A 20634-nucleotide genomic window follows, 5' to 3' on the forward strand; every position below is an offset into this window, starting at 1 on the left:
CAGCACACCCACCAGGACCGGCGAACCACGTGAGCTCCTCTTCCTCCACCAGGCGCCTGCCGCACCCCCAGGGGCGGCAGGGGAACCGTGGCGCTTACCGACTGGTGCGCACCCCGCCACCGCGGCAGGATCCCCCTCGTCTTGACGCCGCACAGCGCGCGGTGGTTGACCACACGCGGGGCCCACTGCTGGTCCTCGCGGGCCCGGGCACCGGCAAGACCACCACGCTCGTCGAGTCCGTGGCGGCCCGCATCGCCCAGGGCGGGGACCCCGAGCGGATCCTCGTGCTGACGTTCAGCCGTAAAGCGGCCGTCGAACTGCGCGACCGGATGGCACTGCGCATCGGAGCCGCCCACGCTCCACGCGCGACCACCTTCCACTCCTTCTGCTACGCGCTGGTCCGCGCCCACCAGGACAGCGACCTGTTCGTGGAACCCCTGCGGCTGCTCTCCGGCCCCGAACAGGACGTGGCCGTACGCGGACTGCTCGCCGGCCAGCCCGACCTGGAGCGGCTCGGCCTCGCCCATGTGCGCTGGCCGGACGAACTGCGCGCCTGCCTGACCACCCGCGGCTTCGCCGACGAGGTCCGCGCGGTCCTCGCCCGCAGCCGCGAACTGGGCCTGGGCCCGGACGCCCTGGACGCCTTCGCCCGGCACATCGGCCGCCCCGACTGGCGTGCCGCCGCCGCCTTCCTGGCCGAGTACCTCGACGTCCTCGACATGCAGGGAGTGCTCGACTACGCGGAACTCGTGCACCGCGCGGTGCTCCTCGCGAGCCGCCCCGACACCGCCGGGCAGCTCGCGGCCCGCTACGACGCCGTCTACGTGGACGAGTACCAGGACACCGACCCGGCCCAGGTCCGACTGCTGCACGCGCTCGCCGGAGGCGGCCGGACACTTGTCGCCCTCGGCGACCCCGACCAGTCGATCTACGCGTTCCGCGGTGCGGACGTCAACGGCATCCTGGACTTCCCGCAGGCCTTCCCGCGCGCGGACGGCCGCCCCGCCCCGGTCGAGGTCCTCAGGACGTCCCGCCGCTCCGCCGCCACCCCGCTGACCGCCACCCGCCTCCTCACCCAGCGCATGTCCCTGAGCCGCCTCCCGGCCGAGAAGGTCCGCGCCCACCGCGGACTCGCCCCGCTCCGCGACGGAGGCAGCGTCGAGGTCTTCACGTACCCGACGTCCGGCACGGAGCTGGACAACATCGCCGACATCCTCCGCCGCGCCCACCTGGAGGACGGTGTCCCCTGGAGCGAGATGGCCGTCCTCGTGCGCGCGGGCGGCCGTACGATCCCGACACTCCGGCGCGCCCTCACGGCGGCCGGCGTCCCCCTGGACATCGACGGCGACGACCTGCCCCTGCGCCATGAACCGGCGGTGGCACCGCTCCTGACGGCGCTCCGTGCGGTGGCGACCGCGGAGGCGTCCGGAGCGGGCGAGGAGACGGGCACCCACACGGCGCGGGACGGCGACTCCGATGACGCTGCCTCCGACACCGCCTCCGACGGAGCTCTGTCCGAAGCCGCCGCATGGCTGGGCACCGAAACCGCCCTGACCCTCCTCACCTCCCCTCTCGCCGGCATGGACGCCGCCGATCTGCGCCGTCTCGGCCGCGCCCTCCGGGAGGAGGAGCGAACCGCCGGCAACCCCGTCCCGCCGCCCTCCGACGACCTCCTGGCCCGCGCGCTGGCCGAGCCCGAACGACTGGTCGCCCACGACCCGACCTACGCGCGGGGCGCCCAACGCCTCGGCGCGCTCCTCAGAAAGGCGCGGGAGCGCCTCGCGGGCGGCGGCACGGCCGAAGAGGCACTCTGGGCCCTCTGGAACGGCACACCCTGGCCAGGACGCCTGGAGCGGGCCGCCCGGCGCGGCGGCGCGGGCGGCCGCAACGCCGACCGCGACCTCGACGCCGTGTGCGCGCTGTTCGCGACCGCCGCGCGCGCGGAGGAACGCACCGGCGGCCGGGGCACCCTGAACTTCCTGGAGGAGATCGACGCCGAGGACATCGCCGCCGACACCCTCACCCGGCGGGCCGTGCGCCCCGACGCCGTACGCCTCATGACCGCACACCGCTCCAAGGGCCTGCAGTGGCGCCTCGTGGTCGTCGCCGGCGTCCAGGAGGGGCTGTGGCCCGACCTGCGCCGCCGCGGCTCTCTCCTGGAGGCCGACCGCATCGGCCGCGACGGCCTCGCCGAACCGCTGACCCCGGGAGCACTGCTCGCCGAGGAACGGCGGCTCTTCTACGTGGCCGCCACGCGCGCGCGAGAACGCCTGGTCGTCACCGCGGTGAAGGCTCCCGCCGACGACGGCGACCAGCCCTCCCGCTTCGTCACCGAACTCGGCGTCGAACCCAAGGACGTGACGGGCCGTCCACGCCGCCCTCTCTCCGTCGCGGCCCTCGTCGCCGAACTGCGTGCCACCACGGTCGACCCGCGCGTCTCCGCCGCCCTTAGGGAGGCCGCCGCCCGCCGCCTGGCCCGGCTCGCCGCGCTCACCGACGAGGAGAGCCGCCCGCTCGTGCCGTCCGCCCACCCCTACCGCTGGTGGGGCATGTACGAGCCGACCGAGAGCAAGGTCCCGCTGCGCGACCGCGACCAGCCCGTCGTGCTCTCCGGCAGTGCCCTCGACCAACTCGCCAACACCTGCGCCCTGCAGTGGTTCCTGGGCCGCGAGGTGAAGGCCGACGCCCCCGCGACCGCCGCCCAGGGCTTCGGCAACGTGGTGCATGTCCTCGCCGACGAGGTCGCCTCCGGACACACCCCGGCCGACCTCGACGTCCTTATGGAACGCCTCGACTCCGTGTGGAACGCGCTCGCCTTCGACGCGCCCTGGAAGTCCGAGCAGGAGAAGGGGCACGCGCGCGTGGCGCTCGAACGCTTCCTGACCTGGCACGTCGACTCCAGGCGAACCGGCCGCACCCCCGTGGCCAGCGAGCACGACTTCGACGTGACCCTCGAAGCAGGGGACTACGAAGTGCGCATCCGCGGTTCCATGGACCGCGTGGAGGCCGACGGCGAGGGCCGCGCCTACGTGGTCGACTTCAAGACCGGCAAACAGACGCCCACCGCCGCCGAGGTGGCCCGCCACCCCCAGCTCGCCGTCTACCAGCTCGCCGTCCGCGAAGGTGCCGTCGACGACGCCTTCGACGGTGTACGCCCCGAACCGGGCGGTGCCGAACTCGTCCAGCTGCGCCAGGGCGCCGCCAAGCGGGACGGCGGCGAGACGCTGCCCAAGGTGCAGGCCCAAGCGCCCCTTGAGGGAGGGGCCGGCGCGGGGGCGGAGGGGGAGTGGGTCGGCGACCTGCTGGCCACCGCCGCGGGCAAGGTACTCGACGAACGCTTCACTCCGACGACGGGCCAGCACTGCGCCCACTGCTCCTTCCGGGCATCGTGCAGCGCCCGCCCGGAGGGCCGGCAAGTGGTCGAGTGACACGCGCTGTCAGTGTCCGCCGCTAGCCTCTCTGACGTGCCAGCCACCATCAGCGACCCCGAGCAGCTCAAAGAGCTCCTCGGCATCCCGTTCACCCCGGAGCAGACGGCCTGCATCGTCGCGCCGCCCGCCCCGCAGGTGATCGTGGCCGGAGCGGGGTCCGGCAAGACGACGGTGATGGCGGCACGCGTGGTGTGGCTCGTCGGCACCGGCCAGGTCGCTCCCGAACAGGTGCTCGGCCTCACCTTCACCAACAAGGCGGCCGGTGAACTCGCCGAGCGCGTCCGCAAGGCCCTGGTCCGGGCGGGCGTCACCGACCCGGACGTCATCGACCCCGACAACCCGCCCGGCGAACCGGTCATCTCGACCTATCACGCCTTCGCGGGCCGTCTCCTGAAGGACCACGGCCTGCGCCTCGGCCTCGAACCGACGGCCCGTCTCCTCGCCGACGCCACCCGCTACCAACTCGCCGCGCGCGTGCTGCGCGAAGCCCCCGGCCCCTACCCGGCGCTCACACGCTCCTTCCCGGACCTCGTCAGCGACCTTCTGACCCTCGACGCCGAACTCGCCGAACACCTCGTCCGCCCCGAGGAACTGCGCGCGTACGACGCCGAACTGCTGCGCGCCCTGGAGGGCGCCAAACTCACCAACGCCGACCTGCGCAAGGTCCCCGAGACGGCCGCCGCCCGCCGCGAACTCGCCGAACTGGTGACCCGCTACCGGGCCGCCAAGCGCGAGCGTGACCTTCTCGACTTCGGCGACCAGATCGCCCTGTCCGCCGCGCTCGCCCGGGTCCCCGAAGTGGGCCGCCTGCTGCGCGAGGAGTTCCGGGTGGTGCTCCTCGACGAGTACCAGGACACCTCCGTGGCGCAACGCGTCCTCCTGGCAGGCCTGTTCGGTGGCGGCACCGGCCACCCGGTGACCGCGGTCGGCGACCCCTGCCAGGCGATCTACGGCTGGCGCGGCGCTTCCGTCGCCAACCTCGACGACTTCCCCGAGCACTTCGCCCACGCCGACGGCGGCTCGGCGGCCCGCCAGTCACTCAGTGAGAACCGCCGCAGCGGAGGCCGCCTCCTCGACCTCGCCAACGGCCTTGCGGAGCCCCTGCGCGCCATGCACGCGGGCGTGGAGGCACTCCGCCCCGCACCCGGCGCCGAGCGCGACGGCCAGGTGCGCTGCGCGCTGCTGCGCACCCACGCCGAGGAGATCGGCTGGCTCGCCGACTCCATCGCCCACCTCGTACGCACCGGCAAGGCACCCGGCGAGATCGCCGTCCTGTGTCGCACCGCCACCGACTTCGCCGAGATCCAGGGCGCGCTCGTCGCACGGGACATCCCCGTCGAGGTCGTCGGGCTCTCCGGGCTGCTGCACCTGCCCGAGGTCGCCGACCTGGTGTCCGTCTGCGAGGTACTCCAGGACCCGGGGGCCAATGCCTCCCTGGTGCGGCTGCTGACCGGCCCGCGCTGGCGCATCGGCCCGCGCGACCTCGCCCTCCTGGGCCGCCGGGCCCGCCTTCTCGTGTCCCACGCGCGCGTGGGCGACGCCGACGACCCGGACCGCCGGCTCGCCGAGGCGGTCGAGGGGGTCGATCCCGCCGAGGTGATATCGCTCGCGGACGCCCTCGACACCTTCCTGGAGACATCGCTGAGGGGCGAGGGCGACGACGACGGGCTGCCCTTCTCGCCGGACGCGCGCGTGCGCTTCGCCAGGCTCGCCACCGAACTGCGCGACCTGCGCCGTTCACTCGCCGACCCGCTGATGGACGTACTGCACCGCGTGCTCGCCGTCACCGGCCTGGAGGTGGAGCTGTCGGCGTCCCCGCACGCCCTGGCCGCCCGCCGCCGCGAGACCCTCTCCAACTTCCTCGACATCGCCGCCTCGTTCGCCGCCCACGAGAGCGAAGCGAGCCTGCTCGCCTTCCTCGGCTTCCTGCGCACGGCCGCGCAGTACGAGAAGGGCCTCGACAACGCCCTGCCCGGCGGCGAGAACACCGTCAAGGTCCTCACGGCCCACAAGTCCAAGGGTCTTGAGTGGGACGTCGTGGCTGTACCCGGCCTGGTCACCGGCACTTTCCCCAGCGACCGGGGCCGTGAGAGATGGACCTCACAGGCGAAGGTCCTGCCGCACGAGCTGCGCGGCGACACCGACACCCTGCCTGACATCGAGGCCTGGGACGCCCGGGGAATGAAGGCCTTCCAAGAAGCGATGAAGGACCACCAGCACACCGAGGAACTCCGCCTCGGCTACGTCACCTTCACCCGCCCCCGCTCCCTGCTGCTCGGCTCGGGCCACTGGTGGGGCCCGTCCCAGAAGAAGCCACGCGGCCCCTCGGACTTCCTGCGGGCCCTCCACGACCACTGCGCGGCCGGACACGGCGAGATCGAGGTCTGGGCCGACGAGCCGGAGGAGGCCGAGGAGAATCCCGCCCTGCACGCCACCACGGCCGACCAGCTGTGGCCCCTGCCATTGGACGACACCGCGTTCCGCCGCCGCCGGGCCGCCGCCGAGACGGTCCTCGCCCACCTGGAGACCATCGCCTCCCACGAGGACGGCCACCCCGCAGCCACGCACGACCCCGACACGTACGACGACCCGGACTGGCCCCCGCCGCCGGACGACGAGCCTCCGTATGAGGTCTACGAGGACGACGAACCCCTTGACGACGCTCCTGTGGACCACGACGACGCCTTCCCTGCGGAGGACGACGCCGACTGGGACGCCTGGACCACGGACCGTCCCGAACCGCCCGCACAGACCCCACCCCGCGCGCGGGAGCACCGCACCGCACACAGTCACGACCGCCCGGCCACCGTGCCCCACGCCCGCAGACACCCCGCCGAGGCGGATCTCACACCGGAGGAGGCCCGTTCCGTCGCCTCCTGGGACCGCGACCTCGACGCGCTCACCGGGGAACTGCTGCGCGCGCGGCAGACCGTCACCGATGTCCCCCTGCCACCGACGCTGACCGCGTCCCAGCTGATGCTCCTGGCCGCCGACCCGGACGCCCTCGCGCAGGAACTCGCCCGCCCCATGCCACGCCCACCGCAGCCCGCCGCCCGTCGGGGCACCCGCTTCCACGCCTGGGTCGAGGCCCGCTTCGAGGAACTTCGGCTCCCGATGCTGGAGCCCGACGAACTGCCCGGCGGCGACGCCGAGATCGCCGACGAACGCGACCTCGAAGCCCTCAAGGAGGCCTTCGAACACACCGTGTACGCGCACCGCACGCCCTACCGGGTCGAAGTCCCCTTCCAACTCGACATCGCAGGACGCGTCGTCCGAGGGCGGATCGACGCCGTCTACAAAGAAGGCGACGGTGAGGAGACGACGTACGAGATCCTCGACTGGAAGACCCACCGCGCCCACACCGCGGACCCCCTCCAGCTCGCCATCTACCGGCTTGCCTGGGCCGAGCAGCAGGGCGTGCCCCTGGCAGCCGTCAAAGCCGCCTTCCTGTACGTGCGCAGCGGCGAGACCGTCCGGCCGGACGGTCTCCCGGACCGGGCCGCGCTGGAGCGGCTGCTCCTGGAGGGGGCTGAGGTGTTCGAAGTACCGGACGAGGATGTCAGCGCGGGCCGATAAGCTCATGACCATGAGCCAGGCCCCGGACAACGCCGTCCGTAAGTACATCGAACAGCACCGCGCCGCCTTCCTCGACGACCTCGCCGAGTGGCTGCGCATCCCCTCCGTGTCGGCCCAGCCCGACCACGCCCCCGATGTACGCCGCAGCGCCGACTGGCTCGCCGCCAAACTCCGGGAAACCGGCTTCCCCACGGTCGAGGTCTGGGCGACACCTGGCGCCCCGGCGGTCTTCGCGGAGTGGCCCGCCGACGACCCCGCCGCTCCCACCGTCCTCGTCTACGGACATCACGACGTGCAGCCTGCGGCCCGCGAGGACGGCTGGGACACCGACCCCTTCGAACCGGTCGTCCGGGGAAACCGTCTGCACGCGCGCGGGGCCGCTGACGACAAGGGCCAGGTGTTCTTCCACACACTCGGCGTCCGCGCCCACCTCGCCACCACCGGCCGCACCGCACCCGCCGTGCACCTGAAAATGCTCGTCGAGGGCGAGGAGGAGTCCGGTTCCATCCACTTCCGGTCCCTCGTCGAGGAACACGTCGACCGGCTCGCCGCCGACGCGGTGATCGTCTCCGACACCGGCATGTGGGCCGAGGACACCCCCACGGTGTGCACCGGTATGCGCGGCCTCGCCGAGTGCGAGATCCAGTTCCACGGACCTGACCAGGACATCCACTCCGGTTCCTTCGGCGGCGCCGTGCCCAACCCGGCGACCGCCGTCGCCCGCCTCGTCGCCGCACTGCACGACGAGCACGCGCGGGTGACGATCCCCGGCTTCTACGACGGCGTCACCGCACTCACCGACCGCGAGCGCGAACTCCTCGCCGAACTCCCCTTCGACGAGCAGCAGTGGCTGCGCACCGCCAAGTCGTACGCCGCCCACGGCGAAACCGGACACACCACCCTGGAGCGCGTCTGGACGCGCCCCACAGCGGAGGTCAACGGCATCGGCGGCGGCTACCAGGGCCCCGGCAGCAAGACGATCGTCCCGGCCTCGGCCATGGTGAAACTCTCCTTCCGGCTCGTCGCCGGACAGGACCCCGACCACATCGAGAAGATCGTCCGCGACTGGACCGCAGCCCGCGTCCCCCCAGGGATCCGGTACGAGATCACCTTCGCGGCGGCCACGCGTCCCTGCCTGACCCCGCTGGACCATCCCGCCCTGCAGTCCGTCGTCCGTGCCATGGGCCGCGCCTTCGACAAGCCCGTCCGCTTCACGCGTGAGGGCGGCAGCGGCCCGGCCGCGGACCTCCAGGACGTCCTCGGTGCCCCCGTGCTCTTCCTGGGCGTCTCCGTCCCCTCCGACGGCTGGCACGCCCCCAACGAGAAGGTGGAGATCGACCTGCTCCTCAAAGGCGTCGAGACCACCGCCTACCTGTGGGGCGACCTGGCGGGGAGCTGGCGAGATGAGTCCTGACGACCGTGGGCGGTCCGGCGCGCCGGCCACCTCGGGGCACACTGGAAGTACCGCCCCGGACCCGCTCGAAGTCACCCGAAAGCCGCCGCCCCCCGCCCGTCCCCACCCACGTTCCGCTGAACCGCCCGCAGAAATATCCGTTCCACCGGGGGAGTTGGAAGCACCTGTGACCACCTGGACCGACCGCACCGCCGACCGTCCCATCTCGCTCACCGCCCCCAGCGGCATCGACCGGTCCGCGCACCACCGGCTCGACGAGGCCTGGCTCGCCGCGGCATGGAGCCACCCCACAACCCGCTGCTTCGTGGTCTCCGGCGGCCAGGTCCTCATCGACGAGACGCCCGACGGGCGTACCGAGCTCGTGATGACCCCCTCCTTCGAGGCTCCCCTCACCGAGGCGCACCGCTACTTCCTCGGCAATGACGACGAGGGCACCAGCTACTTCGCCCTCCAGAAGGATGCGCTTCCCGGCCGTATGGACCAGTCCGCGCGTCCCGCGGGCCTGCGTGAGGCAGGCCTGCTCCTCTCGCCCCGAGAAGCGGGCCTGATGGTGCACGCCGTCGCCCTGGAGAACTGGCAGCGACTGCACCGCTTCTGCTCCCGCTGCGGCGAGCGCACCGTCATCGCCGCGGCCGGCCACATCCGCCGCTGCCAGGCCTGCGGCGCCGAGCACTACCCGCGCACCGACCCTGCCGTGATCATGGCCGTGACCGACGACGAGGACCGCATCCTTCTCGGCCGCCAGGTCCACTGGCCCGAGGGCCGCTTCTCGACGCTCGCCGGTTTCGTCGAGCCGGGCGAGTCCATCGAACAGTCGGTCCGCCGTGAGGTGTTCGAGGAAGCCGGAATCCTGGTCGGCCAGGTCGAGTACGTCGCCAGCCAGCCCTGGCCGTTCCCGTCCAGCCTCATGCTCGGCTTCATGGCCCGGGCCGTGTCCACCGACATCGAGGTCGACGGCGACGAGATCCACGAGGCCCGCTGGTTCTCCCGGGAGGACCTGCGCGCAGGCTTCGAATCCGGCGAGGTCCTCCCGCCCTACGGCATCTCGATCGCGGCCCGCCTGATCGAACTCTGGTACGGCAAGCCGCTGCCGAAGCCGGGCAGCGCGCTCTGACACCCGGGGCCGGCTCCTGAGACGGTCCCGTCGGCGGGCCGGACACGCGAAGACCCCCGCACACGGCCGCCGGGCCGGTCGGGGGTCAGGGACACGCGGATCAGGCGCCGAGAGCCTGCTTCACCTGCGCCAGGCTCGGGTTCGTCATCACGACCTCCGGGCCGTCGTTGGAGGGAACCACCAGCACCGTCGGAACGGTCTGGTTGCCCCCGTTCGCCTTCTCCACGAACGCTGCGGAGTCCGGGTCGTGCTCGATGTTGATCTCGTTGTACGCGATGCCCTCGCGGTCCATCTGGCTCTTCAGCCGACGGCAGTATCCGCACCAAGTGGTGCTGTACATCGTCACAGTGCCCGGCATGTCTCTCGCTCTCCTCAGCAGTTCGGGGGACGGGTGCTCGCTCTCGGGGAACGTACGGCACCCGGCCGCCATTCCCGCGGGGGGTGTCCGAGGGGACGCCTGCCTCATTAGTACGACTGCGAGGGGGTGCCTGTGGACAACCGGCTCACCTGTCTCCGGCGACCTGGCAGCATGGCTGTGTGACAGCAGCAACGCACTCCACCCTCTTCCCGCAGGTTCCGGACTCGGCCGACGCGGTGCTCGACGGACTCGATCCCGAGCAGCGCGAAGTGGCCACCGCTCTGCACGGTCCGGTGTGCGTGCTGGCAGGCGCCGGCACGGGAAAGACACGGGCGATCACCCACCGCATCGCCTACGGCGTACGCGCGGGAATCCTCCAGCCCTCCAGCGTGCTCGCCGTCACCTTCACCAACCGCGCGGCCGGTGAGATGCGCGGGCGACTGCGCCAACTCGGCGCCGGCGGAGTCCAGGCACGCACCTTCCACTCGGCGGCGCTGCGCCAGCTCCAGTACTTCTGGCCGAAGGCCGTCGGCGGCCCCATGCCCCGCCTCGTCGACCGCAAGATCCAGCTCGTCGCCGATGCCGCCGCGGCCTGCCGCATCCGCCTCGACCGGGGCGAACTGCGGGACGCCACCGCCGAGATCGAATGGTCCAAGGTCACCCAGACCGTCCCCGCCGACTATGTGCCCGCAGTCGCAAAGTCCGGTCGCATCGCGCCCCGCGACCCCGCCGAGATCGCCCAGCTCTACGCCGCCTACGAGGACCTCAAACGGGATCGCTCCCTCATCGACTTCGAGGACGTCCTGCTGCTCACCGTCGCCGTCCTCCAGGACCGGCGCGACATCGCCGAACAGGTCCGCTCCCAGTACCAGCACTTCGTGGTCGACGAGTACCAGGACGTCAGCCCGCTCCAGCAGCGGCTGCTGGAACTGTGGCTCGGGGAGCGGGACAACCTGTGTGTGGTCGGCGACGCCAGCCAGACGATCTATTCGTTCACAGGAGCAACTCCTGACTACCTGCTGGACTTCCGCGCCCGGCATCCTGGTGCCACTGTCGTCAAGCTGGTCCGCGACTACCGCTCCACCCCGCAGGTCGTCCACCTCGCCAACGGCCTGCTCGCCCAGGCCCGGGGTCGTGCCGCGGAACACCGGCTGGAACTGATCTCCCAGCGCGGCGCCGGACCCGAACCCGGCTACACCGAGTACGCCGACGAACCCGCCGAGGCCGAGGGCGCCGCCCGCCGCATCCGGGACCTCGTCGCCTCGGGTGTGCCGGCCGGCGAGATCGCCATCCTGTTCCGGACGAACGCCCAGTCCGAGACATACGAACAGGCTCTCGCTGACGCCGGAGTCCCCTACCAGCTGCGCGGCGCCGAAAGGTTCTTCGATCGGCCCGAGGTGCGCAAGGCCATCAGTGCGCTGCGTGCCGCCGCCCGCTTCGGAGGCAATGACTCCCTCCTGGACGACGTCGTCGACCTGCCCTCCCAGGTGCGTGCTGTGCTGTCGGGAGAGGGCTGGACCAGTGCGCCGCCCGCGGGCTCCGGGGCCGTCCGGGAGCGCTGGGAGTCGCTGGCCGCGCTGGTGAACCTCGCGCAGGACGTCACAGTCGCGAAACCGGGCACCACGCTCGCCGACCTTGTCGCCGAACTCGACGAGCGGGCGAACGCTCAGCACGCCCCGACCGTGCAGGGCGTCACCCTTGCCTCCCTCCACTCGGCCAAGGGTCTGGAATGGGACGCCGTCTTCCTGGTCGGAGTCGCCGAGGGGATGATGCCGATCAGCTACGCGAAGACCGATGAACAGATCGAGGAGGAACGCCGCCTCCTGTATGTCGGAGTGACCCGCGCGCGAGAACGCCTCCACGTCTCCTGGTGCCTCTCCCGCGCGCCCGGGGGCCGGCCGAACCGCCGCCCCAGCCGCTTCCTCGACGGTCTGCGTCCCGGCTCCGGCACCTCCGCCGTCCGGGCGGGCACGGCCGGTCCTGGTGGCATTGAGCGCGGCTTCGGAGGCAGCCCCGGAGCCACCCCGCGCCGAACCCAGAGAACCCCTGCCCGCTGTCGGGTCTGCGGGCGCACACTGACCGACGCGGGCGAGATGAAGCTGATGCGCTGCGACGAGTGCCCCTCCGACATGGATGAGGGCCTCTACGAGCGCCTGCGCGAGTGGCGAGCGGTCCAGGCGGCGCGCAGTGGACAGCCGGCGTTCTGCGTCTTCACCGACCGGACCCTGATGGCGATCGCGGAGACCGTCCCGGACGAGGAAGGGCAACTGGCCCGTATCCCCGGCGTCGGAGTCCGCAAGCTCAACCGGTACGGAGCCGACGTTCTGGCCATCTGTGCAGGTCAGGTGGTTGAGGGGGAGAGCGATGGTGACTGATTCAAACTCGTCGGAAAAATAGTTTGCGCATGCCCCGGCAATCCCCATAGGTTCTTAGCCACGGGAACAGAGTCTTCTCAGAAGGTCTGGCCCTGTGCTGTACTTCATAGTCGTATATCCGTTGGACCGGTTCGCACTGGTCCCCCAAGACGCCGAGAGGAGGCGAGTCCAGTGATCAGCATCTACACCAGCTCTGTCAGCGAGGTCAAAATGACCGATCTCTCGACCGTCTCCCTGTGCATGCTCGGCGTCTCGAACCTGGGCACCGGTCTGTCCGGCATTCGTGCCGTCCGGCCGGCGTCCCCCGTGTCTCTCGCGACTCTTCCTGTCCGCGAGCGCAATGAGCGACCGAGTAAGGCACTGGAAGCAGGAGCAGTAGTGGCACAGGCCCCGGCCTATGCCTTTGCGGCCGGTGCCGGATCCCTCAAGCAGACGACGCAGCACCACACGATGTGGGCCTTCCGTGGGCCAGAACCCTGGAGTGATCCAGCCTGATTGATCAGGCCGGCGCCTTCAGGGCCGCGGAACCCCATCCGGGATCCGCGGCCCTTCTGTTTTCCCCGAACGGGGACGACGGAGTGAAGGGGCCTCGGGACAAGAGAAAACCCGCCGGTACCAGCCGCACCCGGCCCAACAGGGCCGGAACGACCAGACGAGGAAAACCACCCGTGCAACTCGAAGCGCACGCCCCGTCAGTACCGCCTTCCGAAACGATCCCCCCGCCCGGCCTCACGGAGGACTGCACCTTGATCCCGCTCACTGCGCTCACCGCGCTCGACGACGCCATCGAGAACCTCGGCGTACCCGTCCCCTGCCGTTCCTACGACCCGGAGGTCTTCTTCGCCGAGTCGCCGGCCGACGTCGAGTACGCCAAGTCCCTCTGCCGCACCTGCCCGCTGATGGAGGCCTGCCTCGCCGGCGCCAAGGAGCGGCGTGAGCCCTGGGGCGTCTGGGGTGGCGAACTGTTCGTCCAGGGTGTCGTTGTGGCCCGCAAGCGGCCCCGTGGCCGTCCGCGCAAGAACCCGGTCACAGCATGAACATCGCAGGAACGATCGATCGCCCCTTCACGCACGACCCCGAGAAGCAGGTCCCGATGACGCCGTCCACCAGCGAGCCCGTCGGCTCCGCGACCGAAGACTTCACCACCACCGGTGCGAACGACTCGCGCCAGAACAGGACCCGAGAGATGCAACTCATCCCAGAAGCCCTGGCTCGTGCGCATATGCACGACCGCCTTCAGGAGGCCGAGCGGGAACGCCGCGCGCACCGCGTGGTGACCGCCCGTCGGCTCCAGCGCCGAGCCGAGCGCGCGTCGCAGCGTGCCCGCCGTGCGCTCGCCATGGCGGTCATGCAGTAACGATCACGGCAGCTCGGCAGTAGCAGTAACAGCAGTCGCTTCCCGCGGGGGCCGGTCCGAACGGACCGGCCCCCGCGGTGCGTTGCGCCCGCCCGGCCGCCGGTCACGGCGATCGCGATGGCGACACGTGCGCCAGGGACAACCTTGGGGCGATCAGGGCCCGGCTGGACTGGGCTCGGTGGTGAAGTCGGTTCACGCCTCGGCAGCGGTGGACTCCTCCTCGGCCTCCGGCAGGAATCCCGGCAGCCACTCCTCCAGTTCCGCGCGCATGCGGACCGTCGCCCCCAGCTGGCACAGGACGCCGATGGTGCTCAAGGTCACCCGGTGTATCAGGAGGTAAGAGGGGGGCAGGTTCAGGCGCTTGCCCAGTTGATGCGCCGGGGAGCGTGGATCGGCTATACGGGCCGCCTGGTTACGCATCCAGCCGCGGGTGAAGGTGAACTCGTCCGCCTCGGCCGGTTCGATGATCGGCAAGAGGTAGTCGAGCACCGCCTCGGGGTCCAGGTCGATCGAGTCCTTGACGAAGCCTTCCGCGCAGAGAGCCTCGTAGACCGCCTCGGCCTCGCCGTCCAGGGTCAGACGAAGTGAGAGGCCGATCGTCGAAGGCAGCCCGCCCGGAAGCCGGTCGACCGTACCGAAGTCCAGCACACCCAGGCGCCAGTCGTCCTTGCCGGCCGGACCGCCGGGCAGCAGGCGGAAGTTGCCGGGGTGGGGGTCGGCGTGCAGGAGGCCGGTCCGGGCAGGACCCGAGAAGAGGAACCGGGCCAGCAGCTGGCCCGCGCGGTCGCGCTGCTCCTGCGTACCGCTGGTGATCACCTCCGACATCGGTATGCCGTCGATCCACTCCGTCACCAGAACCTGTTCGCACTGGTGGACGACGGCTGGTACCACGACGTCCGGATCGTCCGTGAACTCTGCCGCGTGGGCCTGCTGGGCCTGAGCCTCCAGGCCGTAGTCGAGTTCTTCCGAGACACGGTCCCGGAGTTCGGTGATGAGCGGCTTGATGTCCATTCCGGGGATGAGCGGCCCCAACAGGCGGGCGAAGCGGCTCAGCTGGTTCAGGTCCGAGAGCAGTGCCTCGCCGGCGCCCGGATACTGCACTTTGACCGCGACCTCGCGTCCGTCGTGCCACAGTCCCCGGTGCACCTGGCCGATCGAGGCGGCGGCGGACGGTTTGTCCTCGAACTCCAGGAACAGGTCCTGCCAGTCCGCGCCGAGCCGAGCCTCCAGCACCGAGTGCACGGTGCGGGTCGGCATCGGAGGGGCCGCTTCCTGGAGCTTCGTCAGCGCCGCGCGGTAGGGGCCCGCGACCTCCTCGGGCAGTGCCGACTCGAAGACGGACAGTGCCTGCCCGAACTTCATCGCACCGCCCTTGAGCTCACCAAGCACCTTGAACAGCTGCTCCGCCGTGCGCTGTTGCAGTTCGCGGCCGACGATGTCCGCCGACTCGCCGACGATCCGTTTGCCGAGTCCCCAGGTGGCCCGCCCGGCGATGCCGAGCGGGAGCGCGGCGAGCTTGGCGGTACGGGTGACCGCCTTCCGGGGAAGATCAGACATGAGCCCTCCAGGTTCCGGACAGCCGCGCCGTGTGTGCCTTACGGCGTAACTCCGTCGACGGCCGTTGCTCCGCCATTGTCTCGTGCGGCCCCCCGTCCTCCGGTGTGTGTTCCTCCTTACTCTTCTCCTCGGCACCGCACGGGCATGCGGGATGTGCCCAGACCGGGCGGGCGTGCCAGTCGAGCCCGGGTACCGAGACCTCCCAGCGGGCACCCGCGGTGGACGGGGTCCTCCCGTCCAGGAAGGCGAGCGCGTGAGCCGCCGTCAGCCCCGCGACCGTCGTCGCCAGAGCCAGGTCACAGGCCCTGACCTGGCGTGGCCGTGCCGAACGCCACTGCGCCACCAGACGTGGCCAGACGGGGTCCCGGTCGACGCGCCACCGTTCCAGGCAGCCGACGCAGGCCGTCTCGCCCGGCAGAACCAGGGGGCCAACGATGCCGGTTCCTTCCACGACACCCGCGTACAGATGTGGTGTGCCCGAGTTCACCAGTTCTTCGGCGGCGGCCGGGTCGGGTGCGTGCACGGCGAGATCGTCGCGTGGGGCGATGATCACCAGGGAGAGACCGGGGCCGCTCCCGTCCGGCGGCGACTGCGCCGCCGTACGCCGTGGTGGTCGGTCCGGGGCCGCCCGCCGGACAGCGCGCCGCGCGGACTCGTCCCGGCGTTCGCCGATGGAGTCGACCGGCAGGCCACCGGGTGCGACGTCCCACGGCTCGACCACGCCACCGTCGCGCACATCGACCTGACCCACCCCCGCGCCCGCCAGCAGCGAGGCGATCACTGCGCCCACCCGGCCCGCGCCCCGAACCTGTACACGCAGTGACCGGCGAGCGGCCAGCTGCGCCATCGCCTCGCCCGGCGCCCGTGCGACCAAAGAGAGGGAGGCCAGATCGGGGCCCAGCCGCTCCAGGACCTTCTTCTTCCCGCGCAGCGTTTCGACGGCCGGACCGCCGCCCGTCGCGTCGTCGAGAAGGCCTGCCTCGCTCAGCCGTTCCACCAGGCCGTCGACATGGGCGGCCGGCAGGTCCATGCGGTGCCCTTCCTCATGGAGGCGTGGGAGTCCGCGCGTGCCGTCGAGCAGGCTCAGGAAACTGCCTGTCGCCGTGTCCATCGGGCCGAGTGTCATCGCATGGGCGGGTGTCATCCCGAACTGCACGGTGTTCAGATCTCGCCAGCCGCTGCGCAGCGCGCCCTTCATCACCGGGTGAGCGACACCCGGGTGGGCCTCACCCGAGTGGGTTGTCGTCGGCGCCGCGGCCGCAGTGTCCGATGCGGGCGCGGATGTGGTGGTTGATCGCATGGCAGGCCCCCCGTAGCCAGAGAAAATCCCCGTGGTAAGTCCTTGTTTGTCGGTGGATGTCAGTGCTCGTTCCGCCGACGAGTGTCAGCATGACCGGTTTGCTCATCGGGCGTCGAAAGTTGTCCACAGGCGGTGGGTATTCGTCGTACAAATCAAACGCATGGTGGGGATCGCCGCCGAACCGTGCCGGAGTCAAGACTTCCTCCATGCACAGCGGGTAACGTCGTGCCGTGCCCGCCGACCCACTGCACCGCGCCAAAAACCCACAGCGCAGCACGACGAGCCAGCCGCCGAGCGGCTCGGGGGCGAGCGCGATCGAGGTTCGTAGGAGTGACCGGCGACGCCGGACAGTCTCCGCCTACCGCGAGGGCGATCGCACCGTCGTGCTCATCCCCGCCCGGATGTCCGAGGCCGAGGAGCAGCGCTGGGTGACCGTCATGCTCGACAAACTGGCCGCCCAGGAGAGCAAGACGAAACGGGTGCCCGGCGACAGCGAGCTCGCCGAGCACGCGGAGCGGCTGTCGGCCCAGTACTTCGGCGGCCGTGCGCGGCCCACCTCGGTGCGCTGGGTCACCAACCAGAACACCCGCTGGGGCTCGTGCACCCCGGCCGAGGGCAGCATCCGTCTCTCGCACCGGCTGCAGGGCATGCCCGAGTACGTCGTCGACTACGTCCTCCTCCATGAGCTGGCGCATCTGCTGGTGCCCGGGCACGGGCCCCGTTTCTGGCGGCTCCTGGACGCGTACCCACGGACCGAACGGGCCCGTGGCTACCTCGAAGGAGTGGTCGCCGCCGACCGGCAGCCGCAATCGCCCCCCGCGCGCGGGGACTGATCTTCGGGCGGCAGGCACGCGGCGGTCGCGCGGCGTTGTGTACCGGGTTTGTACCGGCTCTGACCACGGCCGGAATTAGCCGTTAGCCTGACCCGACGCATCAGGCATTCGGGATGGGGGACGGTCGTTACGCATGGCCAGGGAATTCCAACGCGGTCACAAGGCCAGGATCAGTGATCTCACAGCGGGCACGGATCTGTACGTAGGCGTACAGATCTCCGGACCGGGGCTCACCTTCGACATCAGCTGCTTCGGCCTCGACGCCGACGAGCGGCTCTCGGACGACCGGTACTTCATCTTCTTCAACCAGCCGAAGTCCCCCGAGGACTCCATCCAGCTCCTGGGCGCTCAGGCGGGTGACACGGAGTCCTTCCGCGTCACGCTCGACCGGATCCCGCCGCAGATCCAGAAGCTGTCGTTCACGGCCACACTCGACGGCGCCGGGCAGATGTCGCAGATCGCCCCCGGATACATCCGCGTGGTCGCCGGCGGCGAGGAAGTGGCCCGCTACTCCTTCAACGGTTCGGAGTTCTCCACCGAGCGGGCCGTGATGCTGGGCGACTTCTATCTGAAGGACGTGTGGCGGTTCGCCGCCGTCGGGCAGGGTTTCGACGGCGGCCTCGACGCGCTGCTGAAGAACTTCGGCGGGGAGGTCGCCGAGGAGGAAGAGCCCGCCGCGCAGCAGCCCCAGACCGGTGCCACTCCCGGCTTCGCGCCGCCCGCGTTCGGCGTTCCGGCCCCGGCCGCTCCGCAGCCCGCCGCTCAGGGTTTCGCGCCTCCGGCCGGATTCCCCGCGCCCGCGCCCCCCGCTCCGGCGCCCGCGCCGTCGATGCACGCGGCCCCCACCATCGTCGCGCCCCTGACACCGCCCGGCGCCGCCCAGGTACCGCCCCCGGCTCCGGCGCCCGCGCCCTACGGACAACCGGCGGCCCCGCAGGCTCCGTACGGCCAGGCACCCGGCCACCCCGGGTCGCTGCCGCCCGGATACGGCCAGCCGCAGGCGCCCCAGGCCCCGCCCGGCCCGCCCGGATACGGGCAGCCCACCACGCCCCCGGGCTACGGGCAGCAGCCCCCGTTCGGGCAGGTCCCCGGCCAGCAGGCCTCCTACGGGGTGCCCCAGGGTGCACCCCAGGGCGGCGGACAGGGGGCCGGTGTGACGGCCGCGCTCCAGCAGTTCAAGGAGACCCCGACCGGGCAGCGCTGGACACAGCAGAACAAGAAGCTGATCCGCGTCGACCTGGGCATGGGCGGTCAGCCCGTACTGGCCCGCCAGGGCAGCATGGTGCTCTACCAGGGCAAGGTCGACTTCAGCTACAAGGGCGCCGGATTCGCCGGCCGGATAGTGGGCAACGCGACCGGCCAGGAGATGCAGCTGATGCGCTGTACCGGCCAGGGCCAGGTGTTCCTCGCCGACAACGCCACGATGCTGCACCCCATCGAACTCCAGGGCGACGGCATCTGCGTGTCCGCCGAGAACGTCCTCGCGTTCGACGAGAGCCTGCAGTACGAGGTCCGTCGCGTCGAGGGACACGGCATCCCCGGCGGTGCGCTGTTCACCATGCAGTTCACGGGCACCGGGACCATCGTCGTCAAGACGCACGGCGTCCCCGTCGTCCTCCCGGTCACACCCACCACGTTCGCCGACTGCAACGCCGTGGTCGCCTGGTCGGCCGCCTCCCAGGTGGTCGTCTCCAGCCAGGTACGGATGCGTCGCAACGCCTACCCGGGCGACACCGGAGAGGGCGTCAACCTCCAGTTCCGAGGTGCGCCCGGCAACTTCATCGTCGTCCAGCCGTACGAGATCTGAGGGAGCCCGCCATGAACCAGCCGCTCGCGGGCTATGCTCCCGCACCCGTCACCGCCCGCATGGAAAACCACGGCAGCCACATGCTGAAGGTCGCCATGCAGACCGGAAACGACCTCCTCGCGCGCGTGGGGTCGATGGTCGCCTACGAAGGCTTCGTCCAGTACGAGCCCAACCCGCCGGCCGTGCGCCAGATCGCCAAGGACTGGATGACCGGTGAGGGCGCGCCCCTGATGAAGTGCTCGGGGGACGGTCTGCTCTATCTCGCGGACTACGGCGCGAACGTGATCGTGATCAACCTCAACGGCGACGGCATCTCCGTCAACGCCACCAACCTGCTCGCCTTCGACGCACACCTCACCTGGGGCGTCGAGCGGGTCAAGGGGCTGGCGAAGTTCGCCGGGCAGGGCCTGTGGAACACCAAGATCTCCGGGCAGGGCTGGGTCGCGCTGACCTCCCGGGGCAAGCCGATCGTCGTCGACTGCGGCGGAGGCGAGGACGAGACGTACGTCGACCCGGACGCGCTCGTCGCCTGGTCCCCGAACCTCAAGGTGAAGGGCAAGCGCAGCTTCAAGGCGCAGTCACTCATCGGCCGCGGCAGTGGCGAGGCCTTCCAGATGGCCTTCTCCGGCCAGGGCATCGTCGTCGTCCAGCCCAGCGAGGACAGCACCGACCGTCTCCGGTTCCGGGGCTGAGGGGAAGCCAGAACGCCATGCAGAGCCCACTTTTCGCGCACAACGACTCGCAGACCCAGGAACGCTGGAGTCTGCAGAACAAGCAGATGCTCCGGATCACTCTGGAGGGCCACGACGACATCCTCGCCCGCAAGGGCACGATGGTCGCCTACCAGGGTCTGATGGAGTTCGACGCCGAGTACCAGAGCAGCAATCAGGGCCGCTCACGCGCGCACACGGGCGAGGGCCTGGACCTGATGCGCTGCCACGGGCAGGGCACGGTCTATCTCGCCAACCTCGCCCAGCACATCCATTTCGTGGACGTGGAACAGGACGGTCTGACCGTCGACAGCAGTTACGTGCTGGCGATGGACTCCGGGCTGCACCACGAGGTCATCGCCGTGGACAGCCTCTACGGCATCTCCGGATCCGGGAAGTACCAGCTCAACATCACCGGCCGCGGCAGGGTCGCCCTGATGACCTCGGGCGCGCCGCTGATGATGCAGGTGACGCCGGACAGGTACGTCAACTGCGACGCCGACGCGATCGTCGCCTGGTCGACCGGCCTGCGGGTTCAGATGCAGGCCCAGACACACACGTCCGGAGTATGGCGGCGCCGCGGTAACACCGGCGAGGGCTGGGAGCTCAGCTTCATGGGCAGCGGCTTCGCACTGGTCCAGCCCAGCGAGCTGCTGCCGCCGCAGAACGCCCAGATCGGCCAGGGCGCCGCGGCCCAGTTCGGTATGGGACAGCACGGGGCCCGGGCGCAGAACCAGGGCAACGTCTGGAGCTAGCGGCATCGGATCGGTAAGGGGCGACCACCATGGGCGGTCGCCCCTTA

The 20634-nt window shown here is 71.0% G+C and carries 15 protein-coding genes; 12 read left to right on the forward strand and 3 right to left on the reverse strand.

Annotated elements, in window-relative coordinates; genetic code table 11:
• Window positions 1-29 precede the first annotated feature (29 nt).
• From OG241_RS37610 to nudC, 4 genes are all read left to right on the forward strand, one after another.
• On the forward strand, window positions 30-3428 hold the full coding sequence (locus OG241_RS37610; RefSeq protein ID WP_405821913.1) for an ATP-dependent helicase: 3399 nt from the start codon (window positions 30-32) through the stop codon (window positions 3426-3428).
• Window positions 3429-3464: 36 nt separating this feature from the next.
• Window positions 3465-7007, forward strand: coding sequence for a UvrD-helicase domain-containing protein (locus tag OG241_RS37615; RefSeq protein WP_405821915.1), 3543 nt, complete (start codon window positions 3465-3467; stop codon window positions 7005-7007).
• A gap of 4 nt (window positions 7008-7011) precedes the next feature.
• Complete coding sequence (locus OG241_RS37620) at window positions 7012-8421, forward strand: dipeptidase (protein WP_405821916.1); 1410 nt, start codon at window positions 7012-7014, stop codon at window positions 8419-8421.
• A 166-nt stretch (window positions 8422-8587) separates the two neighbouring features.
• Window positions 8588-9535: an NAD(+) diphosphatase gene (gene nudC / locus OG241_RS37625; RefSeq protein ID WP_405821918.1), complete on the forward strand. Its 948-nt coding sequence runs from the start codon at window positions 8588-8590 to the stop codon at window positions 9533-9535.
• Between the two features lie 100 nt (window positions 9536-9635).
• Here nudC and OG241_RS37630 read toward each other — a convergent pair whose 3' ends face one another.
• Window positions 9636-9893, reverse strand: a complete 258-nt coding sequence (locus tag OG241_RS37630) for a glutaredoxin domain-containing protein (protein WP_006383423.1) — start codon at window positions 9891-9893, stop codon at window positions 9636-9638.
• 179 nt (window positions 9894-10072) lie between these two features.
• Between OG241_RS37630 and OG241_RS37635 the strand changes: the two genes are divergently transcribed.
• The 4 genes from OG241_RS37635 to OG241_RS37650 all read left to right on the forward strand — a co-directional run bounded on the left by OG241_RS37635 (window position 10073) and on the right by OG241_RS37650 (window position 13625).
• Window positions 10073-12268 carry an ATP-dependent DNA helicase UvrD2 gene (locus OG241_RS37635; protein ID WP_405821920.1) on the forward strand — a complete coding sequence of 732 codons (2196 nt, stop codon included), beginning with the start codon at window positions 10073-10075 and terminating at the stop codon, window positions 12266-12268.
• A gap of 171 nt (window positions 12269-12439) precedes the next feature.
• Complete coding sequence (locus OG241_RS37640) at window positions 12440-12763, forward strand: hypothetical protein (protein WP_405821922.1); 324 nt, start codon at window positions 12440-12442, stop codon at window positions 12761-12763.
• Window positions 12764-12936: 173 nt separating this feature from the next.
• Window positions 12937-13305: a WhiB family transcriptional regulator gene (locus tag OG241_RS37645; protein WP_189147026.1), complete on the forward strand. Its 369-nt coding sequence runs from the start codon at window positions 12937-12939 to the stop codon at window positions 13303-13305.
• Window positions 13302-13625 carry a hypothetical protein gene (locus tag OG241_RS37650; RefSeq protein ID WP_405821924.1) on the forward strand — a complete coding sequence of 108 codons (324 nt, stop codon included), beginning with the start codon at window positions 13302-13304 and terminating at the stop codon, window positions 13623-13625. Before OG241_RS37645 ends, OG241_RS37650 begins: the two co-directional genes overlap by 4 nt.
• 192 nt (window positions 13626-13817) lie before the next feature.
• Here OG241_RS37650 and OG241_RS37655 read toward each other — a convergent pair whose 3' ends face one another.
• Window positions 13818-15182 (reverse strand): ABC1 kinase family protein, encoded by a 1365-nt coding sequence (locus tag OG241_RS37655; protein WP_405821926.1) that lies wholly within the window; start codon window positions 15180-15182, stop codon window positions 13818-13820.
• Window positions 15175-16380, reverse strand: a complete 1206-nt coding sequence (locus OG241_RS37660) for a TOMM precursor leader peptide-binding protein (protein WP_405826662.1) — start codon at window positions 16378-16380, stop codon at window positions 15175-15177. Before OG241_RS37660 ends, OG241_RS37655 begins: the two co-directional genes overlap by 8 nt.
• Window positions 16381-16712: 332 nt before the next feature.
• Between OG241_RS37660 and OG241_RS37665 the strand changes: the two genes are divergently transcribed.
• From OG241_RS37665 to OG241_RS37680, 4 genes are all read left to right on the forward strand, one after another.
• A complete protein-coding gene (locus OG241_RS37665) occupies window positions 16713-17315 on the forward strand; it encodes a M48 family metallopeptidase (protein ID WP_405821928.1) in 603 nt (200 codons plus the stop codon).
• Between the two features lie 133 nt (window positions 17316-17448).
• Window positions 17449-19122 (forward strand): TerD family protein, encoded by a 1674-nt coding sequence (locus OG241_RS37670; RefSeq protein ID WP_405821930.1) that lies wholly within the window; start codon window positions 17449-17451, stop codon window positions 19120-19122.
• Between the two features lie 11 nt (window positions 19123-19133).
• Window positions 19134-19814: an AIM24 family protein gene (locus tag OG241_RS37675; protein ID WP_405821932.1), complete on the forward strand. Its 681-nt coding sequence runs from the start codon at window positions 19134-19136 to the stop codon at window positions 19812-19814.
• Window positions 19815-19831: 17 nt separating this feature from the next.
• Window positions 19832-20587 (forward strand): AIM24 family protein, encoded by a 756-nt coding sequence (locus tag OG241_RS37680; RefSeq protein ID WP_405821934.1) that lies wholly within the window; start codon window positions 19832-19834, stop codon window positions 20585-20587.
• Window positions 20588-20634: the final 47 nt, after the last annotated feature.

Source organism: Streptomyces sp. NBC_01390 (assembly GCF_045040105.1).
Taxonomy (GTDB): Bacteria; Actinomycetota; Actinomycetes; order Streptomycetales; family Streptomycetaceae; genus Streptomyces.